18 protein-coding genes and 1 pseudogene are annotated in these 18,773 nt (G+C 46.1%); 6 read left to right on the forward strand and 13 right to left on the reverse strand.

Going from position 1 to position 18,773, the window contains the following annotated elements; genetic code table 11:
* The first annotated feature begins 48 nt into the window (after positions 1–48).
* A complete protein-coding gene (locus CS921_RS06440; protein WP_099222249.1) occupies positions 49–915 on the forward strand; it encodes a YitT family protein in 867 nt (288 codons plus the stop codon).
* Here CS921_RS06440 and CS921_RS06445 read toward each other — a convergent pair.
* Positions 909–2,036 carry an NAD(P)/FAD-dependent oxidoreductase gene (locus CS921_RS06445; RefSeq protein WP_099222250.1) on the reverse strand — a complete coding sequence of 376 codons (1,128 nt, stop codon included), beginning with the start codon at positions 2,034–2,036 and terminating at the stop codon, positions 909–911. The two genes, CS921_RS06440 and CS921_RS06445, sit on opposite strands and share 7 nt — an antisense overlap.
* Positions 2,037–2,681, reverse strand: coding sequence for a uracil-DNA glycosylase (locus CS921_RS06450; RefSeq protein ID WP_099222251.1), 645 nt, complete (start codon positions 2,679–2,681; stop codon positions 2,037–2,039).
* Between the two features lie 176 nt (positions 2,682–2,857).
* Between CS921_RS06450 and CS921_RS06455 the strand changes: the two genes are divergently transcribed.
* From CS921_RS06455 to CS921_RS06470, 4 genes are read left to right on the forward strand one after another with little or no spacing between them, the layout of a single operon-like run.
* A complete protein-coding gene (locus CS921_RS06455; RefSeq protein WP_099222252.1) occupies positions 2,858–4,030 on the forward strand; it encodes a GGDEF domain-containing protein in 1,173 nt (390 codons plus the stop codon).
* 15 nt (positions 4,031–4,045) lie between these two features.
* The gene (locus CS921_RS06460; protein WP_099222476.1) at positions 4,046–5,194 is read left to right on the forward strand and encodes a GGDEF domain-containing protein; all 1,149 of its coding nucleotides are present in this window, start codon (positions 4,046–4,048) and stop codon (positions 5,192–5,194) included.
* On the forward strand, positions 5,191–6,207 hold the full coding sequence (locus CS921_RS06465) for a glycoside transferase (protein ID WP_099222253.1): 1,017 nt from the start codon (positions 5,191–5,193) through the stop codon (positions 6,205–6,207). Before CS921_RS06460 ends, CS921_RS06465 begins: the two co-directional genes overlap by 4 nt.
* Before the next feature lie 18 nt (positions 6,208–6,225).
* Positions 6,226–6,906, forward strand: coding sequence for an EAL domain-containing protein (locus tag CS921_RS06470; protein WP_099222254.1), 681 nt, complete (start codon positions 6,226–6,228; stop codon positions 6,904–6,906).
* 106 nt (positions 6,907–7,012) lie between these two features.
* Here the strand turns inward: CS921_RS06470 and CS921_RS06475 are convergent, their stop codons facing one another.
* The gene (locus tag CS921_RS06475; protein WP_099222255.1) at positions 7,013–7,675 is read right to left on the reverse strand and encodes a cyclic nucleotide-binding domain-containing protein; all 663 of its coding nucleotides are present in this window, start codon (positions 7,673–7,675) and stop codon (positions 7,013–7,015) included.
* Positions 7,676–7,887: 212 nt separating this feature from the next.
* On the opposite strand from CS921_RS06475, the gene CS921_RS06480 reads away from it, so the two are divergent.
* Positions 7,888–8,913, forward strand: a complete 1,026-nt coding sequence (locus CS921_RS06480) for a serine hydrolase domain-containing protein (protein ID WP_099222256.1) — start codon at positions 7,888–7,890, stop codon at positions 8,911–8,913.
* Positions 8,914–9,014: 101 nt separating this feature from the next.
* Here the strand turns inward: CS921_RS06480 and CS921_RS06485 are convergent, their stop codons facing one another.
* From CS921_RS06485 to aroB, 10 genes and pseudogenes are all read right to left on the reverse strand, one after another.
* On the reverse strand, positions 9,015–10,271 hold the full coding sequence (locus CS921_RS06485) for a BaiN/RdsA family NAD(P)/FAD-dependent oxidoreductase (RefSeq protein WP_099222257.1): 1,257 nt from the start codon (positions 10,269–10,271) through the stop codon (positions 9,015–9,017).
* Positions 10,272–10,383: 112 nt separating this feature from the next.
* On the reverse strand, positions 10,384–11,067 hold the full coding sequence (locus tag CS921_RS06490) for a zinc metallopeptidase (protein ID WP_099222258.1): 684 nt from the start codon (positions 11,065–11,067) through the stop codon (positions 10,384–10,386).
* Between the two features lie 72 nt (positions 11,068–11,139).
* Complete coding sequence (gene lhaT / locus CS921_RS06495) at positions 11,140–11,736, reverse strand: lipoprotein heptaprenylglyceryl N-acetyltransferase LhaT (RefSeq protein ID WP_099222259.1); 597 nt, start codon at positions 11,734–11,736, stop codon at positions 11,140–11,142.
* 107 nt (positions 11,737–11,843) lie between these two features.
* Positions 11,844–12,377: a ReoY family proteolytic degradation factor gene (locus CS921_RS06500; RefSeq protein WP_099222260.1), complete on the reverse strand. Its 534-nt coding sequence runs from the start codon at positions 12,375–12,377 to the stop codon at positions 11,844–11,846.
* Positions 12,378–12,405: 28 nt separating this feature from the next.
* The gene (locus CS921_RS06505) at positions 12,406–13,665 is read right to left on the reverse strand and encodes a tetratricopeptide repeat protein (protein WP_099222261.1); all 1,260 of its coding nucleotides are present in this window, start codon (positions 13,663–13,665) and stop codon (positions 12,406–12,408) included.
* Positions 13,666–13,799: 134 nt separating this feature from the next.
* Positions 13,800–15,086, reverse strand: coding sequence for a 3-phosphoshikimate 1-carboxyvinyltransferase (gene aroA / locus CS921_RS06510; RefSeq protein ID WP_099222262.1), 1,287 nt, complete (start codon positions 15,084–15,086; stop codon positions 13,800–13,802).
* A 12-nt stretch (positions 15,087–15,098) separates the two neighbouring features.
* Entirely contained in the window at positions 15,099–16,199 is a 1,101-nt protein-coding gene (locus CS921_RS06515) for a prephenate dehydrogenase (RefSeq protein ID WP_099222263.1), read from the reverse strand.
* 22 nt (positions 16,200–16,221) lie between these two features.
* Positions 16,222–17,303, reverse strand: a pseudogene (gene hisC / locus CS921_RS06520) (histidinol-phosphate transaminase).
* Complete coding sequence (gene aroH, locus CS921_RS06525; RefSeq protein ID WP_099222264.1) at positions 17,300–17,674, reverse strand: chorismate mutase; 375 nt, start codon at positions 17,672–17,674, stop codon at positions 17,300–17,302. The pseudogene hisC and the gene aroH overlap by 4 nt, the downstream one beginning before the upstream one ends.
* A 5-nt stretch (positions 17,675–17,679) precedes the next feature.
* Positions 17,680–18,771, reverse strand: coding sequence for a 3-dehydroquinate synthase (gene aroB / locus CS921_RS06530; protein ID WP_099222265.1), 1,092 nt, complete (start codon positions 18,769–18,771; stop codon positions 17,680–17,682).
* Positions 18,772–18,773 lie beyond the last annotated feature (2 nt).

Consider the following 18,773-nt stretch of genomic DNA (forward strand, 5'->3'; position numbering starts at 1 on the left):
AAAAAACTTCCTATCGTCCAACTTTTACTCATGAAAGGAGTTCTATACATGCTCAAAACACTGCGCTTTAAAAATATTTTCTTTATCATGCTTGGAACCGCCATCTATGCTTTTGGACTCGTTAATTTTAATATTCAAAACGGGCTTGGGGAAGGCGGACTGACTGGGATCACACTGATTCTGCTCCACTTTTTCGGCATCGATCCGGCCTATTCCAACCTATTCCTCAATATTCCGCTTTTCTTGATTGGCTGGCGGGTACTGGGAAGTCGCACTTTTATTTATTCAGGCATCGGCACATTCAGCCTGTCGCTTTTTTTATGGATTTTTCAGCGTGTACCGTTTACGCTCGATCTTCATAATGACCTCCTGCTGGTGGCCCTTTTTGCCGGTGGTTTCACGGGTGTCGGACTTGGGATCGTTTTCCGATACGGCGGCACGACTGGCGGCAGTGACATCATCGCCAAATTACTCAATTTCAAAAAAGGCATCAGCATGGGAAAAACCTTATTCATTTTTGATGCCCTTGTACTCACGGCTTCGCTTTCCTATCTGGACGTTCGACAAGTCATGTATACGCTTGTGACCGTGTTTATCGGCTCGCGGGTAATCGACTTTGTACAGGAAGGGGCCTATGCGGCTCGTGGTGCGATGATCGTGTCAAAAAATAATCAAGCAATCGCTTCGCATATCATGATGGCCATGAACCGTGGTGTCACCATTCTGGAAGGACGTGGCGGCTTCTCCAAGCTCGATCAGGATGTCCTTTATGTCGTTGTGGCTAAAAATGAACTGATTCAACTTAAAAATATTATTGATGCAATCGACCCGCATGCCTTCGTTTCTGTCAGCGTTGTTCATGATGTGATCGGGGAAGGCTTTACGCTCGACGAAAATAAGAACCCGATTTATTGATGCGGCCGGATATAACTTGCCGGGTCGAATGGTTGCAGATCGAGCGCATGAGGCGTTTTCAAGATGGCTTCACTTAAAAGTCGTCCCACATACGGCCCGGTTGTCAGTCCTGATGCGCCTAAACCTCCAGCGACAAAAAGTGGCAGGTCGCCAAGCTGCCCGATGAACGGCTTGAAGTCAGACGTGTAGGGTCTTGTGCCGACAGACTGCTGAATGAGCTGGAGCTTTTCGACATCTGCCAGAAATGGCCGGACCGCTTCCAAAATTTCATCCTGTGCGGCTTTTGTTGGGGTCAAATCAAAGCCCTGCCCCTTTTCATGTGTGGCGCCAATCATCAACATACCCGCTTCAAACGGCACGATACTTTTACTGCTCGGCGGCAAAACGACTGGCCAATTGTCCGTCTCCCGCTCTTCCGTCTGCACCATCAGAATCTGCCCTTTTTGCGGCACCAGATCACTAGTAAAGCCTAAATGGGCCAGCTCTTCTGCCATCCAAGCTCCGCCAGCATAAATCACTTTGTCGAACGGCCCCGCCAGAACGCCACCTGTCGTAAGCTGGAGCCGCCGCGTTCCCGGTTCCCACGCAAGGTGCGCCTCCTGTTCGATATAATGGGCATGCCCCGTTTGAAGCGCTGCTTGAAGAAGGGCGGAGCGAATCTGCGCCCCCTCTGCCCGACCGCCACCTGAAACGAGCACGCCAAAGAAACCAGACTGGACGAGCGGAAAATGAGCTTGTACTTCTGCCGGACGGAGCAGCTTGATCTCCCCAATTTCAGGAGCCTCCCTACGCCGCTCTCTCGCTAAATCGGCCAACTGTCTGGCTCCCGCTTCCGAATCACGCAAAACAAGTGTCCCCACCTGCTTGTAGCCACTCATGCCAACCTGTTTTTCCAGTTCCGCACTTAAGACTGGATAATACGCCGCACTGTGTTTTACCAGCTCATACCAGACCTTGTTGCGCCGTTTTGACAGCCATGGGCAAATAATTCCCGCCGCGTGACGTGTGGCCTGCCCAGCATCCCCGCGGTCGAAAAGTGTCACATCTACCCCGCTTTTGCTTAAATGATAAAAAGCACTTGCCCCCACAATGCCGCCACCAATAATCGCAATTTTTTCCATTTATCTAGCCTCCAATTGCTGCCGAAGAAGCTGCCAGTCCGCCTCAATCAGTGGCAGCAGCTGACGGTTATAAAAAATTGACGCCGGATGAAAAGTCGCAAGCACCGTATAGACTTCCTCTGTCCAGCTATACGACCGATCCTCCAGATGAGCCAAATGTTGAACCGGCCCCCGATAAATTTTGCCATGCTGCTCGGAGACCTGATACGCCTTGCCGATCAGTCGTTTCAGCCCCACATTACCCATCGCAAGAATGATTTTAGGTTGAATCATTTGAATTTCTGCATCTAGTACCGGTGCATGAGCCAAAATTTCTTTCTGTGTGGGCGGCCTGTTATACCGCCGCTTTATTTTTTCGCCTGTTTTCCGGTCGATTTTCTCCCCATAACGATAGGGGCGGCTCCGAACGGCACTCGTAATAAAAACATACTCGCGCGTGAGACCGGCGATTGCCATGAATTTCATCAGTTCTTTCCCGGCCCGCCCGCTAAACGGAATCAGATTCCCAACCTCTGTCTCGCCAGGCGCTTCTCCCACCAGCATGACCTTCGCATCTGCCGGGCCTCTTCCTTTCACAAAGCCTTCCAGCGCAAATCCTTCCGCCCTTTTTTGTGCTAAGTCCACCAACTGATCCGAAATCTCCATCCTTTTTATACCTCCATTTATGCAAAAACTGAATTGACAAGTAAAATAAAGTTTGCAATAATATGAATTACTATATAATAATGTTAATAATATTACATTTTAAGTCTTCCTAGTTAGCGGGTACAGTTCTATTTTAACTGAATGCCCGTTCATTATACAGAAAAGGGAGCTTTTTTATGTGGAATTTGTTAGAATCAATCAGCGCCAGTGCAGCCCTTTTTTTGACCGCTCAATTTTTCCACGGTATGCTGCTACGAACATTGCGCGAGAAAAAACCGCATCTTTTTGAACGCTCAAGTTGGAATCAGCTGATTTTATACGGGGTGGGCATTTACTATGGGCTTCTCGGGGCCTATTTTATTTATCGTGCACAACACGGCTTGGAATACGGAATCTATACCGATATGCTGCTAAATATCATCCTGATTTTTAATCTGTTGTCTACTACCAAGAAGCCTGCTAGTATCGCCGTCGCGCTGATTATTTTCTTCAAGTTTTTATTAGCCCCCCATTTCTTTGACCAGCTTGTTTATGTAGCTTTTATCTTGGCTTATCATCTTATTTGCATGGAAATTTCTTATCTAAAAGTGAATTTCTGGAAAAAATTTGTTTTTGCCAAGCTCAGCATGATCCCGTTTATGCTCCTCTATCTGCACCAAAAAGTTCCGCTCGCCTATGATGTGACTGCCTTGCCTGATTGGGTCAGCTTTTTTGCCGTTTCATTTTTTGTCAGCTTTATATTATTCCAAGCGATTCTCTATGTTGACTCGTCGAATAAAATGGCCTACGAGCTGAAACAATCCGCGCTTCGTGACCCGCTCACCAATCTGGCTAATTACCGCCATTTTGAAACACTTTTTACCGACTATTTTTTGCATGCTAAACACCGCTCAACACCACTTGGCTTGATTATTTTTGATATTGATTATTTTAAGCAGGTTAACGATACCTATGGACATCAGGCAGGCAACACCATTTTAAACTTGCTCAGCGTCTCTCTTAAAAATTTGTCCCTGCCAAAAGGAACCGTCGCAGCCAGAATCGGCGGGGAAGAATTTGCCATCCTTGTCCCACAGGCGACACTCATGGAGACTTACCAATTAGCAGAAAGAATCCGTCAAATGGTCACAGAAACGCCCTTTCCGTTCTTATCCGAGCAGACGGGGCTGACTGTCTCTTGCGGTGTAGCAAGCTTCGATCAGACAGGCGGAACCCACTTTGACACAAAAGCACAATTATTTGAGGCCGCAGATCGGGCGCTTTATATCGCCAAAGAACGCGGCCGCAATCAAGTTTTCGCCTTGTTTAATCAAACAGACCAGGTGGAAAACAGTACTATCTCACCTTAAAGGATGGAAAAAAACATGAAGCTTTCTACGCTTGATCCATATATTGATAGCCTATCGATTTTCTTAGCAATCCTGTTCGTTCAAGGGATTTTCTTTCGTAAACTACGCGATGTGCGCCCGCAGTGGTTCACTTTCAACAAGCGCCATACGATGCTATCCATTGCGCTGGGAGTCTATTACGGACTAGCTGGAGTCTACTTCATGTTTCGTGGTTCACTCAATGATGAAGCGGTCGTCTATACGAATTTGCGTATTAATATCCTGCTGGTAACCACGATTTTTGGCGGACGCTTTACCGCAACGATTGCCTTTTTGACCATGGTTATCGGCCGCACGCTACTAGGTGTTTTTGGGGGTTACCCGGCGACCATTCACTATTTGATTTTGCTGACCGCTTTTTATCTGCTTTGCATGCTGATCGGCAGTCTGAAAATGAGTCAATTGAAAAAATACATTTTGGCGTTTTTGTGCAGTATACCGGTACTCTATTTCTATTATTTTACAAATTTTGATCTTGACCGCATCCTAAACTGGCAAGAGGCCGCACTGTTCTATTTGATTTTTATCATCACGAGTGTGTTAGTCTATGCAGCAGCCAATTACATTGATCGTGGCAATAAAATGATGTATCAGCTGAAATCAAGCGCCATGACAGATATGCTGACAAGTTTGCCGAATATCCGCTATTTTATGACCGTTTTCGAAAAGCAATTCCACCGCTCAACCAAACGGAAAAAGCCGCTCAGTCTCCTGGTGATCGATATTGACCACTTTAAAGAAATCAATGATGACTATGGGCATCAGGCGGGAAACACGGTTCTCAGCCAGTTTAGCGTCATTTTAAAGAACCGGCTCTTTCCTAAAAATACACTTGTTGCTCGAATCGGCGGGGAAGAATTTGCCGTTTTAATGCCTGATGTGAATCTCAAAAATGCCGCCCTGATCGCGGAAACGGTTCGTAGTGAAATTCATCATGCGCACTTCCCTTTCAATCCCAAAAGCGGTAACGTGACGATTTCAATTGGGGTGGCTTGTCAGTATGATACACCCAATGCCGCCTATCCGCAGCAGGAGGCCTTGTTTGAAGCCGCTGATCAGGCGCTTTACCAAGCAAAGCAAAACGGACGCGATCAAGTGAGGACGAGTAAGGGGGAACCAGCATGAAAAAAGGGCTACTGCTATTTCTGCTCATTCTTTTCCTTTCAGCAGGTGCTCTTTTCTGGTTTTTAAATGCCGCCAAAGAGCCGACCGCTGACCATCCTGAGGAAACTACACCGCTTGCAACAGACGTATCAGCACATGTTGAGAAATACTACCTAACCGATGATAAGCTGATTATCGACTATGCACAGGCGACGGACCCACATTATTTAGCTGAAAGTATCGGACTTTATATGCAATATCTGCTCAAAGTAGACGACAGCCGCCGATTTGATCAAATGTATCATTCTTTACTTGACCATTTTGTCGTCACGACCCGTGAAGGAACCTTTTTAAAATGGGAAGCTCAAAAAGACACTTCAACAAATGCTTGGATTGATGACACACGAATTGCTGCTGCACTAGTCACAGCCAGCAGTCAGTTTGATTATTCACCTTATCAGGAGCTGGCAGAAAAAATCAACCAAACGGACCACAGCTTTTTGCTCGTACAAAACAGGCCGATTGATTTCTATGATTTTCAGGCGAAAGTGCCCGCTGACACACTGCATCTCAGCTACTATGCGGTGCCTGAAATGAAGCTGCTAGGCTATTCAGCCAAAAATTTTGCTCCATTAAAACAGGCAAATGCCGATCCGTTTTTTAAAGAAGTTTATCAAAACGGGGCGTATCTGGAAAGCGATCCTAAAGAAGTCAACATGATTGACCAAATGCTGATAGCCCTTGCTTATGTGGAGCTGAACGGGAAGCCTGAACCACACTTCGACAGCTTTTTGCAGACTGAACTGGATCAGCAGGGGAAAATTTTTGGCCGTTATAACCGCACCTCTCACAAGCCTGAGAGCCAAATGGAATCCACTGCTGTCTATGCCTTTTTAGTGCAGTATTTCCAGAAGACAAAAAACACAAACCATGCTAAAATCGCACAAGGACTTCTTCAAAAAATGGATACCTCAGATCCTCTGACTACCCACTTTTTTGATTATATAAATAAAGAATTGGTCCTTACTCCATAATGAAGGAAGATGGAAAACATGACACGCGCTATCCGCTCAATCATTGAGCAAAACCTTTTGGACACTGTTTATGAGCCAATTGTCAACATCCAGACACAGGAAATTTTTGGCTATGAATCGCTCACTCGACTTCAAGATCAGCAAATTTTCAAAAATATTCGTGCTTTTATTACCGCATGTGAAGCGGCTGGCTTGCGTTATGAGTTTGAGCTGCAAACTTTGCTAAACGCCATCCATCGCTTTCCTCACAAAGATGGACGTATTTTTATTAATATTTCTTATGACACATTTCTCGATCATTATGTCTATCTCCAACAACTTCTTGAGACAAACGGGCAGGTGACCTTTGAATTTTTAGAAACGTCTATCCTTCCCCCTGAACGAATGGCTGAACTCCACCAAAAGATCCAACCTTTACGGACGGCTTACGATACGTTTTTTGCTATTGATGACTTTGGCTCTGGCTATGCAGATGTTGACCGTATTTTGAGTCATTCTGCTGATTTTGTCAAAACAGATACGTCGCTACTTCAAGATTTGCTTGAAAATCCCGGTAAACAGCTGGTCATCCAAAATCTCCACCATTATTTGGAAAAAAATGGCCAAGCATTAATTGTTGAAGGCGTTGAAACAAAAGAACAACTGGACTATCTCGTTCAGCTTGGAATCCACTACGCCCAAGGTTATTATTTCAATTAAAAATGCGGCTTTCTGATAGATGCATGACTGGATCCCCCAAAATTAGACCTGAAAAATCTACCTTTTGAGGGCCACGACAGCAACACTACCGAAAGCCGCATTTTTATTAGTGGTATGAATTTAGTGCAATAAAGTGTTCGTCCACAATCTTTCGTGCAATTTTCCAGCACCCATCTTCTTTTGCAATCGTCCCTTCGTCACGCAAAGCCGTCAATTGCTGATAAAAAGAGCTTCTAGACAGCATACAATAACTATTCAAAAATGTCGTGCTAATTTCTTTTGAAAAAATGTAAAAGTCCTCATCCATCGTTGGGCGCAAAATCTGCACAAGGTTCACAAAACTGCGCAAAAGAAAATTCTGATGCTCTTCATAAAGAAGCATGGACTTCAAATAAAGCGGTCTAGTCAGCTCTTTCATGATAAAGAATTGAAAACCATAATTCTCGGAAAATGATAGCGCATATTGAAGATCTGCCTTTTTATACTTATAAACAAGGCAATGTGATAACGCCTTAAACGTAAATTGATTGGGGATATTATCCATGACCATATAGTAACCCATCATATACCCAGCACCAATAGCCGAATACAGACTCTTCGCTTCTGTATTTAGGTAGGCTGCCGCACAGCCGTTCACTAGTAAATAAACATAGTCATCTTTGACATTTTCCACAATCACTTCTTTAGGCTTATAAACTTCTTTTTTAACAAGAAAATGGTATTGATTCATCATTCGAATAAGTTCTTGGTGGTTAAATAAATTCTGCATACTCTCTCGCTCCTTAATCTTACTATAATATATAGTAACACGTATTTTCGCTAAATATGTCATAAAAGCATACAAAAAGCCTACATTATAATAGTTTTTTGTGAACATTTTGCCATAAATCGACCTGATAAATAAAATAAATCGTCTTCCTTAAAATCATTTTCTGAGAATGTGGTACAATGAATCAGAATCAGCAAAGGAGTGGATGGATCATGTCATTTTCAAAAACAAAACAAGCTCTTTCAACACTTGTTGAGCAAAAAGCAGCACCCGGGATCAGCTATGCCATGATTTCTGCTCATGGCATTGAAACGGCAGCAATCGGCGCGAAAGCACTTGTCCCAGCCGAAGAGCCGCTTCTCTTAACGGAAAACCCCGTCTATGATGTTGCCTCCTTAACGAAAGTGGTTGCAACCACCACTAGGATACTACAATTATTGGAAGCGAAACAGCTAACTCTTGATGCGCCCATCTGTAAGTGGCTGACCGATTTCCGCTATTCGGAAGTTACCGTGTTGGATCTTTTAACACATGCATCCGGCTTAGCTAAAAATATCCCCGGCTTCCCAATGCAGCATGCAGCAGATGTCCGGCGCTACGTGATGGCAACACCTCAGGTCACACCCGTTCGTCAAAAAATCGAATATAGCGACGCCAATTTTCTGCTACTCGGCTATCTGATTGAAACGATCGACAGGATGCCCTATGAAGAGAGCATGCAGCAGCATATCCTCACGCCGCTGAAAATGACGGCCAGCAGTTTTTATCGCACTGACCCGCTCCATGCCGTGCCAACTGAGCTTGACACAGAACGCGGACTCATCCGAGGAGTCGTCCATGACTTCAAAGCTTTTACTGCTGGCGGCAACACGGGACATGCAGGGTTATTTGCACCGCTCGACGATCTGCTACGCTATGCGGAGGCACTGCTCTTCCCGAAAACCCATCCTTTTTTGAAAGTCGAAACGCTGAACCTGATGGCACATAACTATACAGCTGGTCTGAACCGCAGTCGTGGTTTAGGATTCGATCTTCGCCCTACCGAATGCGGTCATTTCGCCCTCTATCATACCGGCTTTACAGGCACGTTTATGGTGCTGGATCAAAGGCGTCAATCAGGACTGATCGTCTTGTCTAACCGTGTTCACCCAACAAGAAAAAATGAAGCCTTCAATCAGGCACGCGAACAAATTGCCGATCTTTTTCTGCAAGAAATATCAAGCAATAGGCGCCCTTAAAAAAACGCCCTCTGAAGAAAACTTTTGAACCGCCCGCTAAAAGGTAAGATTGGTTGTCTAGCTTTTTGGCGGGTAGTTCATTTCTCACCTTCAGTCGGCGTTTACTTATTGATTAAACCTGCATGATAGCCAGCAGTGTGGCCTGTTACAAGCGCACTGGTTATATTGTAACCACCTGTATAGCCATTGATATCTAGTATCTCACCACAGAAAAAGAGACCAGCTGTTTTTTTCGACTGCATTTCTTGCGGAACAATTTCTTTGACAGAAACGCCTCCCCCAGTCACAAAGGCCTTATCAAAATCAAGCGTCCCATTTACACGAAACCGAAAATCTTTTAATTGTTCACAGAAATGCTCGATTTTTTTAGGGCTTACCTGTTGAACGACCTGTTCAGCATCAATATCCGCTTGTTCCAGCATAAACAGCAGTATTTTTTCCTGCTGAATCGCATGGAGGGCGTTCTTAATTGTTTTTTTCGGATTTTCTTGCAGCAACTCACGAATCCACTTTGTTACTTCCTGATCCGTTTCGTCTGGGAATAGGTCTAGTTTCATCCAAACCTGCTCACTTTTTTTCAAGGCCTGTTGGACAAACATACTGCATCTAAGCGCCGCTGGACCCGAAATCCCAAAATGGGTAAAAATCATATCCATCTGGTGTGTAACCACGGTTTTATTTTTTTTACCCAGAACAGACAGACTGACATTCCGAAGCGACGTGCCCTGTAGTCTTCTTGACTTGATAAAAGGTTCATTTGAAGTAATAGGCACTTCTGTCGGATAAAGCTCCGTGATGGTATGACCTGCCTCTTCCGCCCACTTGTAGCCATCACCTGTCGAACCTGTGCGTGGAACCGCTTTGCCGCCAACCGCCACAATCACGGCACTGGCATGAATGGTCTCCCCATTTCCAAGTTTCACCCCAGCCACATGTCCGTCTTGATAAAGTACTTTTTGAACCGGTGTTTTCAAAAATACCCGCACGCCCAGCTCATCCATCCGCGCTGTCATAGCATCCCGAACGGAACGAGCGCTATTGGACACCGGAAACATCCGACCATGATCCTCTTCCTTGAGTCCAACTCCAAGCGCTTCAAAAAAGGCAATAATATCCATATTATCAAAATGATGAAAAGCACTATACAAAAACCGACCATTTCCGGGAATATGCGCAATGATCTCCTCTTTTGAACGCCGATTGGTCACATTACATCTCCCGCCCCCAGAAAGAATCAATTTCCGTCCCAGCTGTGGGCCTTTTTCAATCAATAGTACGCGTTTCTTTTGCTCAGCAGCACTAATTGCCGCCATGAGTCCCGACGGTCCGCCGCCAATCACAATCACATCTGTTTCCATAATTCGACTCCTTAAAAAATAACTGCTCTAAGTATAGCACAACTGAAAAATATCCCGATAAAAAAAGCACCGGTTTACTTACCGATGCTTGTGCAAAATCAACCAGATACAATTAGTCGCGATTCATATTGGTAAAAATCAACAGCAAACGTAGAAGCTCCAGTACTGCTACCGCCATTGCTGCCACATAGGTCATCGCTGCTGCACTAAGCACTTGTCTTGCTTGCGGCAATTCATCTGATGTGACAAAACCGCCAGATTCCAGCTGAACAAGCGCCCTCTTACTCGCATCGAATTCCACTGGCAGAGTGACCAATTGGAACAAAACACCTACAGCCATCAAAATAATCCCAATCAGCATCAAACCGGAAAGATTCGCAAACATCCCGATCAAAAGAAATACCCAGGAAATATTCGAGCTGAACATTGTAGCCGGCACGAGAGCTGAACGAACCCGCATCATCGTATAGCCTTCCTTATCCTGAATCACGTGACCAACTTCATGCGCTGCAACGGCAGCACCGGCAATCGTCCTGCCGTTATAGTTGCTGGAGGAAAGAAAGACGGTTTTCTTGCTTGGATCATAATGGTCACTTAAGACCCCGTTTGTTTCACGAACAGGTATATCTGACAAACCGTTTCGGTCTAAAATCATCCGTGCGACTTCAGCGCCAGTCAGACCACTTCTTACACCGACTTTTGCATATTTTGCATAAGTAGTTTTCACTCGGTATTGGGCCCAAAGCGGTATTGCTGCTACAAGTAAAAAGTAAATGATATACGTACTAAATGACATGTTAAACGCCTCTTCTTCCTAATAGTTATTAGTTCATATTATACGGTATTACAATCGTTTTCTCAATCAGATTTACTTACTATGAGGAAACTCTAATGTATAATGCTCTTTTTTTATGCATTTCTCATAAACGATCCAGAGCACAAAAATCGACAGCCAGAAAGTCGCATAGCCGATCACCGGCAAATACTGCTCCATGCCCATGTAGATCGGCATCTGGCCAAATAAATAATCAATGACATCATTATGTAGAATCCACACCGCAGCAATCAAAAAATGCCCGATGCGAAACCGGTAAAACGGCGCGTACATAAAGCCTTCCACCGCCATAAGTGCATGCGAAACCATCAACATCGCACCCGCCAGCAAGAAAGTTTTTTCTTCAATCATTAAGGCAATATTCATTCCCACCGCCCAAATACCATATTTCATCAGGCAGGTAAAAGCCAGTGCCTCCATGAGCGGCCAGTGCTTTTTCACCAAAAAGGCGCCCAGCACACATACAAAAAACAAAATGGCGGTTGGGCTATCCGGCACAAACAGCCAGTACCTCGGCTCCGTGATTTGAAGTTGCGGAATATACCAAATATAGCCATAAATCGCGCCAAGAACATTGACCACAAATAATAACCGCAAAAAAGAGCGGTTTGACAGTAATGAATAAAACATGTCCCCTATAGCCCCTTCACTCGCTTATTTCATGAAAAAAGTCAAATTCACGCGTTTCCTTATAGACGCTCGCAAATTTGACTTTTATTCCCCTCAGAAACGGTTCCCTAGTCGAACTGCTGATAGGCTTTCAAAAGCTCCCGGAAAGCCTGCTCATCCCGGTTGTCGAGCGCTTCATCAATCGCCTCTAAAAGTTTGGCTTTTGAAAAATCAGCCAGTGACCTGTTCAAAAATTGTGCCGCCAGCTCCTGTTCTTTCTTATCCAGTTTTACTTCCAGATAGGGATTCTCATCCCGAACCAGTGCATATTCGGGCGAGCTCAGTGCACCTTCAAAGTGCAGTTCAATAAATAAGGCCTCGTCCCAATTGAGACGAATATCATGAAAAGCTTTTTCCGGATCGCTAGTGGTCACATTCCCTTTAGAAAAGCGGAACGGTTCATCCTCCACGCCCTTGGCAGATAAAACCAAGCCTCGCGGAACCCCTTCAAGATCATCGACAAAGTGCACATATTCCATGATCTGATCATGCCCGGCAATATAGTTAAGAACCCACATGGCTTCCCGCATTTTCATCTGATGTGTACTCACCAGCCAGCGAATAAATTCTTTTTTCTCATCAACTGAAATGGATGCTTTCATTTTCTTCGCCCCTTTCAAAAAATAACGGCTACTCTCCCGCTAAAAGGTCGATTATTTCCTCATCTTGCGGTTCAAAGCGCAGATATTTTGTTAAAATTTCCGTGGCTTTGCCTATTTCCCCTTCTTCGCGGAGGAATAACCCATAGTCGCGTAAAAAATCTGGCTGATTGGTAAAGAAAGGATAGGCACGTTCATAATTTGCTTTTGCTTTATTATATTGTTCTGTTTCTTGATATGCAACACTTAAGTCCCAAAAAATTTGCGGCTCCGCAATCTGTTCCTCACCGAGTGTTTCCGAAAGCTCAATCACGCCTTCATAGTCCCCATCTAAAATCAACCGCTTGTCGAGTGCCAAAATCGCTTCGATATACTCCTCATCCAAAACGATCGCCTGCCGGTAGTGTGCTTCCGCTTGCTGATTTTTCCCCATTGATTCAGCCAGTTTCCCTGCTTCTAAATACAGCTCCTTATTGAATTCATCCTGCTTGAGCCCTTCTTCAAAAGTAGCCAATGCTTCTTCCAGCTGTCCATTTTCCTGATAGCTCTTCGCCAAATAAGGATAAAGCGTCGTATACGCCGGATCATGTTCTTTCAGATGTTCAAAGGCATGGATGGCGCGCGGATATTCTTTCGCCTGAAAAGCCGTGAGTCCATAGCCAAACAGCGTATCCATCGATTCATTTTCCTCAATCGCCTTTTCGTAATAAGGAAGCGCATCTTCAAACGCCCCACTCGCACTCAGCGCCTCGGCAATCCGCTCATAAAGTGAAACAGTCCCACCAAGCGTCACGAGCATCCCTTGATCCACTGCACTCCGGTAACTGGAAACAGCCGAAGCAAAGCGACCTTGAGACAAATAATACTCACCCAGCGCAAAATCAATAATTGGTTCATCCGGTGCCAGTTCTTTCGCCTGCTTTAATTTTTGCTCGGTTACTTCAAATAAGCCCTGCATCTGATAAAGATCCGCCAAAACCAACAGACTTTCCAAATAGGCCTCATCTTCCGGACGCACAAGCTCCAAATAGCTTTGCGCATCGTCAATCTCATCTTTTTCCAGACTCACTTCTGCTGAGCGCACTAAAAGCTCGCCCTCATCCTTATATTTAGCCAAAAGAAGCTCATATAAATCCTGTGCTTCATCCAAAAAGCCTAAACTAAACAACTGCTCAGCAAGAAAAAATTGTTCCTCATCACTGCCTTCTTGCAAAGCCCGTTCAAAATACGTGCGGGCCGCTTCCATATCCTCATGTTCGAGCGCATGAAGCATCTTCTCTGCAAATTCCATTTGACATCCTCTCACCTTCAAAAAATCGTATCTTTTATTATACCACCAATTCAAATGCCAAGAAAGAAGGTTGTTTGAAAAAGCAAAAGCCAAAAATCAGCATCCATGAGCTAATTTCTGGCAATTTTTCGCTATTATGAAAGTAATGTGGCCAAATCTTCAAAGAAAGCCGGATAGCTGACACTAACAGCTTCCGCCCGTTCCAACTCCACTTCGCCCTCCTGAACAAGCAGTGCCGCAATTTGAAGCATCATGCCAATCCGGTGATCGCCATAGCTCGTCACTTTGGCACCATGAAGCGGCGTTTTCCCTCGAATGATCATCCCGTCATCTGTTGGCGTAATATCAGCGCCCATCTTGTTTAGCTCTGTCGCTACCGCATCAATTCGATTGGTCTCTTTGACTTTCAGCTCTGCCGCATCTTTAATGACCGTCATGCCTTCTGCTTGCGTAGCCAAAAGCGCGATGATTGGCAACTCGTCGATTAGTCTCGGGATAATTTCACCGCCGATTGTCACACCTTTCAGCTCACTGGAACGAACCAGCAGATTGCCGGCCAATTTTCCTGTGCTGCGACTTGCATCATGGACTTCCACTTTGCCGCCCATTTCTTCCAGCACATCAAAAATCCCCGTCCGTGTTGGATTAAGTCCGACATGAGACAATTCAATCTCACTTCCCGGCAAAATACTCGCCGCCACAATAAAGAAAGCCGCTGAGGAGACATCACCCGGAACCGTCATTTCCTGTCCCTTGAAGGTTTGACCGCCACGAACCTTGATTGTCAGCCCGTCCATGTCAATCTCCCCGCCAAATTGGCGAATCATATGCTCCGTATGATCGCGCGTTTTCTCCTTTTCATGAATGATTGTCTCGCCTTCCGCTTGGAGCGCTGCAAAAATAATCGCACTTTTGACCTGCGCACTGGCTACCGGCATTGTATATTCAATCGCCTTTAGAGTGGCCCCGCCGGTTACAGCAATCGGTGCAAATTCCGTCCCGTCACGCCCTTCAAGGGTGGCGCCCATTTCACGAAGCGGCAGCATCACGCGGTTCATCGGCCGCTTGGCAATCGACGCATCGCCAAAAAGCACACTGTCGAACGGCTGCCCCGCCAAAATCCCCATCATCAGCCGAATTGTCGTACCGGAATTCCCGATATCAAGCCCCTCTGCTGGAGCCTTGAGACCATCAAAGCCTTTTCCATGTACAATAATCTCTGAACCGTTGTCTTCAATGGCTACACCTAATTTTCGGAATGCCGCAATCGTACTGAGACAGTCATCCGCCCGAAGGAAATGCTTAATCACCGTTTTCCCTTCTGCCAGCGCCCCAAACATAATGCTGCGGTGGGACATCGATTTATCGCCTGGAACACTGATTTTGCCGCGCAACTTCTCTTTATTCGTCATTAATTTCATTTGCTCAAGCTCCTATTCATAACGGCTCGTGTAACTGCTGTACTTCGCAATGCACGCTTTTGCCCTTTTTCGATCTTCCTCGTTCTGAAAAGTAATCTGCAAAATCCCAAAGATATCTTCCCGCGTTTCAAGAATCCGTATGTTGATTAAACTGATGGCCTCTTTTGCTAGGTAGCCTGTAATTTCTGAAATGACCCCCGGATAATCCGGCACATCGACAAACAGGTCATAAAAGGCTGGAATGGCCCCGCGATGAACGGGTAACGAGTCACGAAACTCCTTGGCTTCGTCAAAAAAGCGATAGATGGCCTCCTTGTCACCCGCCCGAATCATTTGAGCCGCCTCGTCTATACCTTTTTGCCAGTCGTCCAGCTGCTCTAAAAGCAGTTCCCGGTTGCTCAGCGAAATATCCGTCCACATCCGCGGATCCGATGAAGCAATTCGCGTGATATCACGAAAACCACCAGCCGCCAGTCGAAAGCCTAGCGGATACTGCTCCACAAAGCGACTTGTCTGGTTGACCAGTTGAGCTGCAACAATATGCGGCAAGTGGCTCAGCATCCCCGTGATGGCATCATGCTCATGCGGTGAGAGCACCAAAAATTTTGCCCGCGTGCCGCCCAGCCATTCCTTTAGCTCAGCCGTTCGTGCCTGGGCTTTTTCTGTCGTCGGTGTAAGCAAATAGTAAGCATTTTCAAAGAGGATCTGCTTTGCCGCCTGAACGCCACTCTTATGCGACCCGGCCATCGGATGTCCGCCAATAAATGTGAAACCCGCCTCCAGTAAAGCGGATGCCGCCTCCATCACATCCTCTTTCGTACTGCCCGTATCCGTAATCAGCACACCCGGTTTTAGTTTGATTTTAGGCAAATAGTGTAAAAGTTGTTCCGTCTCTTTCACCGGACAGCAAAAGATGATCAAATCCGCCCGCGGTGCCTCCAGCAAGATACTTTCGCCAATCTCATCGATCACACCTAGCGCCAAGCCTTCTTCAAGCGACCGGTAAGAAACATCCACCGCCACGATATGCGCTTCTGGATGAGCCGCCTTAATGGATAGCGCCAACGAACCGCCAATCAGCCCCAGCCCAACGATCAAAACATTCCCCTTCATGTTTCTCCTCCTTTACACTTGCTTAGAGCAGCTCCTCTAGACATGCAATAACCGCCTGATTGGCAGCCGCATCCCCAATCGTAATCCGGATGGCTGTTGGAAAACCAAGTGCAGCACCAGAACGCGTAATAAAGCCATTTTTCTCCAAATAACGGAAAATCTCGTCCGCCGGAATCCCCAAATCCAGCAGCACAAAATTCCCTTGTGTCGGATAGAGCTTGACCGCCGGATATTTAGCGCTGAATGCCTCATATAGCGCGACACCCTGCCGATTCGACTGGCGACAGCGTTCGACAAATGCCTGATCAAGCAGTGCCGCCTGCGCAAGCTTTTGCCCAATCGAAGTTGTATTGAACGGCGGTCGAACAATGTTCAACTGATGAATAATCGCTGCGTCCGCAATGCCCACCCCAACACGCGCACTGGCCAGTCCATAAATTTTACTGAATGTCCGCGTAATGATTAGATTCGGATACACTTTGATCCAGTTTTCGTGTTTTCAGGCACCGGATCGACATATTCAATATAGGCTTCATCCAACACCACCAGCACATCCTGCGGTACTTTTTTCAAGAAATCCTCTATTTCCTCAAGCGGCAGATAGTTGCCTGTCGGATTATTCGGATTACAGAGCCAAACGATCGCCGTCTTGTCATCAATCGCCCGGAGCATGCCGGATAAATCATGATGACCATCCGGAAGCAGTGGAATCTCGCGCACTTCCGCCCCCTCGATCAGGGCATTTTGACGATACTGCACAAACGTCGGTGCCGCCATGACCGTATTCGTATCCGGACTAAGCAGAACACGCGTGAGCAGCTCGATTAATTCGTCCACACCTGCTGTAAAAATCAATTCCTCTTCTTCCACCTGATAAAATTCAGCCACCGTCTGACGAAGTTCACTCGCCCAGCCATCCGGATAAATTTCTGTTCTCACACGAAGCTCCTGCTGCAATTCTCGCACCTTTTCCGAAACGCCCAGTGGATTTTCATTGGAAGAAAGTTTGGTGATGCTCGTGAGCCCCAGTTCCGCCATGACCTCTTCCTCGCGCTTGCCCGGTTTGTAAGAACCAAGACCCGCTAGTGACTTCTTCCATTTCATGATAATTCCTCCTTTTTGACCAAATCAGGACGCAGGCGAACCGCTTCTCTCAAATAAATATGTTCGACTTCTGCCAGCTTTTTTTCGATATTGACATGGCACATCATGCGAATACATTTTTCCGGTGCTCCGGGAACAGGGATCTCCTGCATGCCCATCACCGGTACTAACTCAAATCCAGGCGTTTCCCGAACCGCTCGTGCCGGAAAAGCCGCTGAAATATCTTCTGTCACCGTAATAATAACCGAAACAAAATCCTCTGGCGCAAGCTCATTTTGCGATACGATTTTGGCAAAAAGCTCACTCGTTGCCTGATAAATTTGTTCCGCCTGATTTTCCTCAATCGTTGTTGCACCGCGTATCGCACGCATTTCCCTCACGCTCCTTCACGTTTCATTTTTTGAAAAATTGACTCGAGTGCGCTTTCGCTTGCCGGAGTGATTACTAAGTCGCCGATTTCCCGCAAAAGCACCATTTTCACTTCCTGATAAGTCGTCTTTTTATCATGCAGCATATTTTGATACAACTTCTCAAAGGTCACATCTTGCGGCAAAACCGTTTCATAGCCGAGATCTGTCAACCACGCTTCAAAGTTCGCCAAATCGAATGCTAGATTGAGCTGTTCCCCGCTCATCCGAAGCGCAAACAGCATGCCGAAAATAATCGCCTCGCCGTGCAGCCATCTTTTGAAGCCGCCGCACGCCTCGAGTGCGTGTCCAAACGTATGCCCAAAATTCAAATAGGCCCGAACCCCCTGCTCCGTCTCATCCTGCGCCACAATCTGCGCCTTCACATCGATGCCCTGTGACAAAAATGCCGTCAGATCATGCGTATAAAAATCTTCCGGCTTTCGGTAAGTTGTGATCAGCGTATCCAGTAACTGCTGGTCTGAAATAAGGGCATGTTTGATCAACTCTGCAAAGCCAGAACGCATTTCCCGCTCCGGTAGCGTCCCAAGAAGTCCAGTATCATAGAGCACCGCTTCCGGTTGGTAAAATTGACCGATCAAATTTTTTCCCAGTGGATGGTTGATTGCCACTTTCCCTCCAACCGCACTATCATGCGCCAAAACCGTCGTTGGAAGCTGATAAAAAGGAATGCCTCTCATATAGGTGGCTGCTACAAAACCGCCCAAGTCGCCAATCACGCCACCGCCAAAAGCTAGCAGCACGGATTTCCGGTCCAGTCCGCTTTCGATCGCCCGCGTCATCACATCTTCATATACCGCAAAGCTTTTCGCCTCTTCCCCGTTTGGCGTGATATAGTAGATCACTTCATCAAGCGGAGCAAGCCACGCATCTAATTTTTCCTTATGTAACGCCGCCACATGCTGATCCGTCACAACAAATACCTTTGAATAGGAAGAAAGGGCAGAAAGAATCGTCTGCCCGACTTCCTGCCATATATTTTGCCCAATGTAAACGGGATATGTTTTGCTCGCCGCATGGATCCATTTTTCTTCGCCCATCC

Source organism: Listeria costaricensis (genome assembly GCF_900183385.1).
GTDB classification, from domain to species: Bacteria; Bacillota; Bacilli; order Lactobacillales; family Listeriaceae; genus Listeria; species Listeria costaricensis.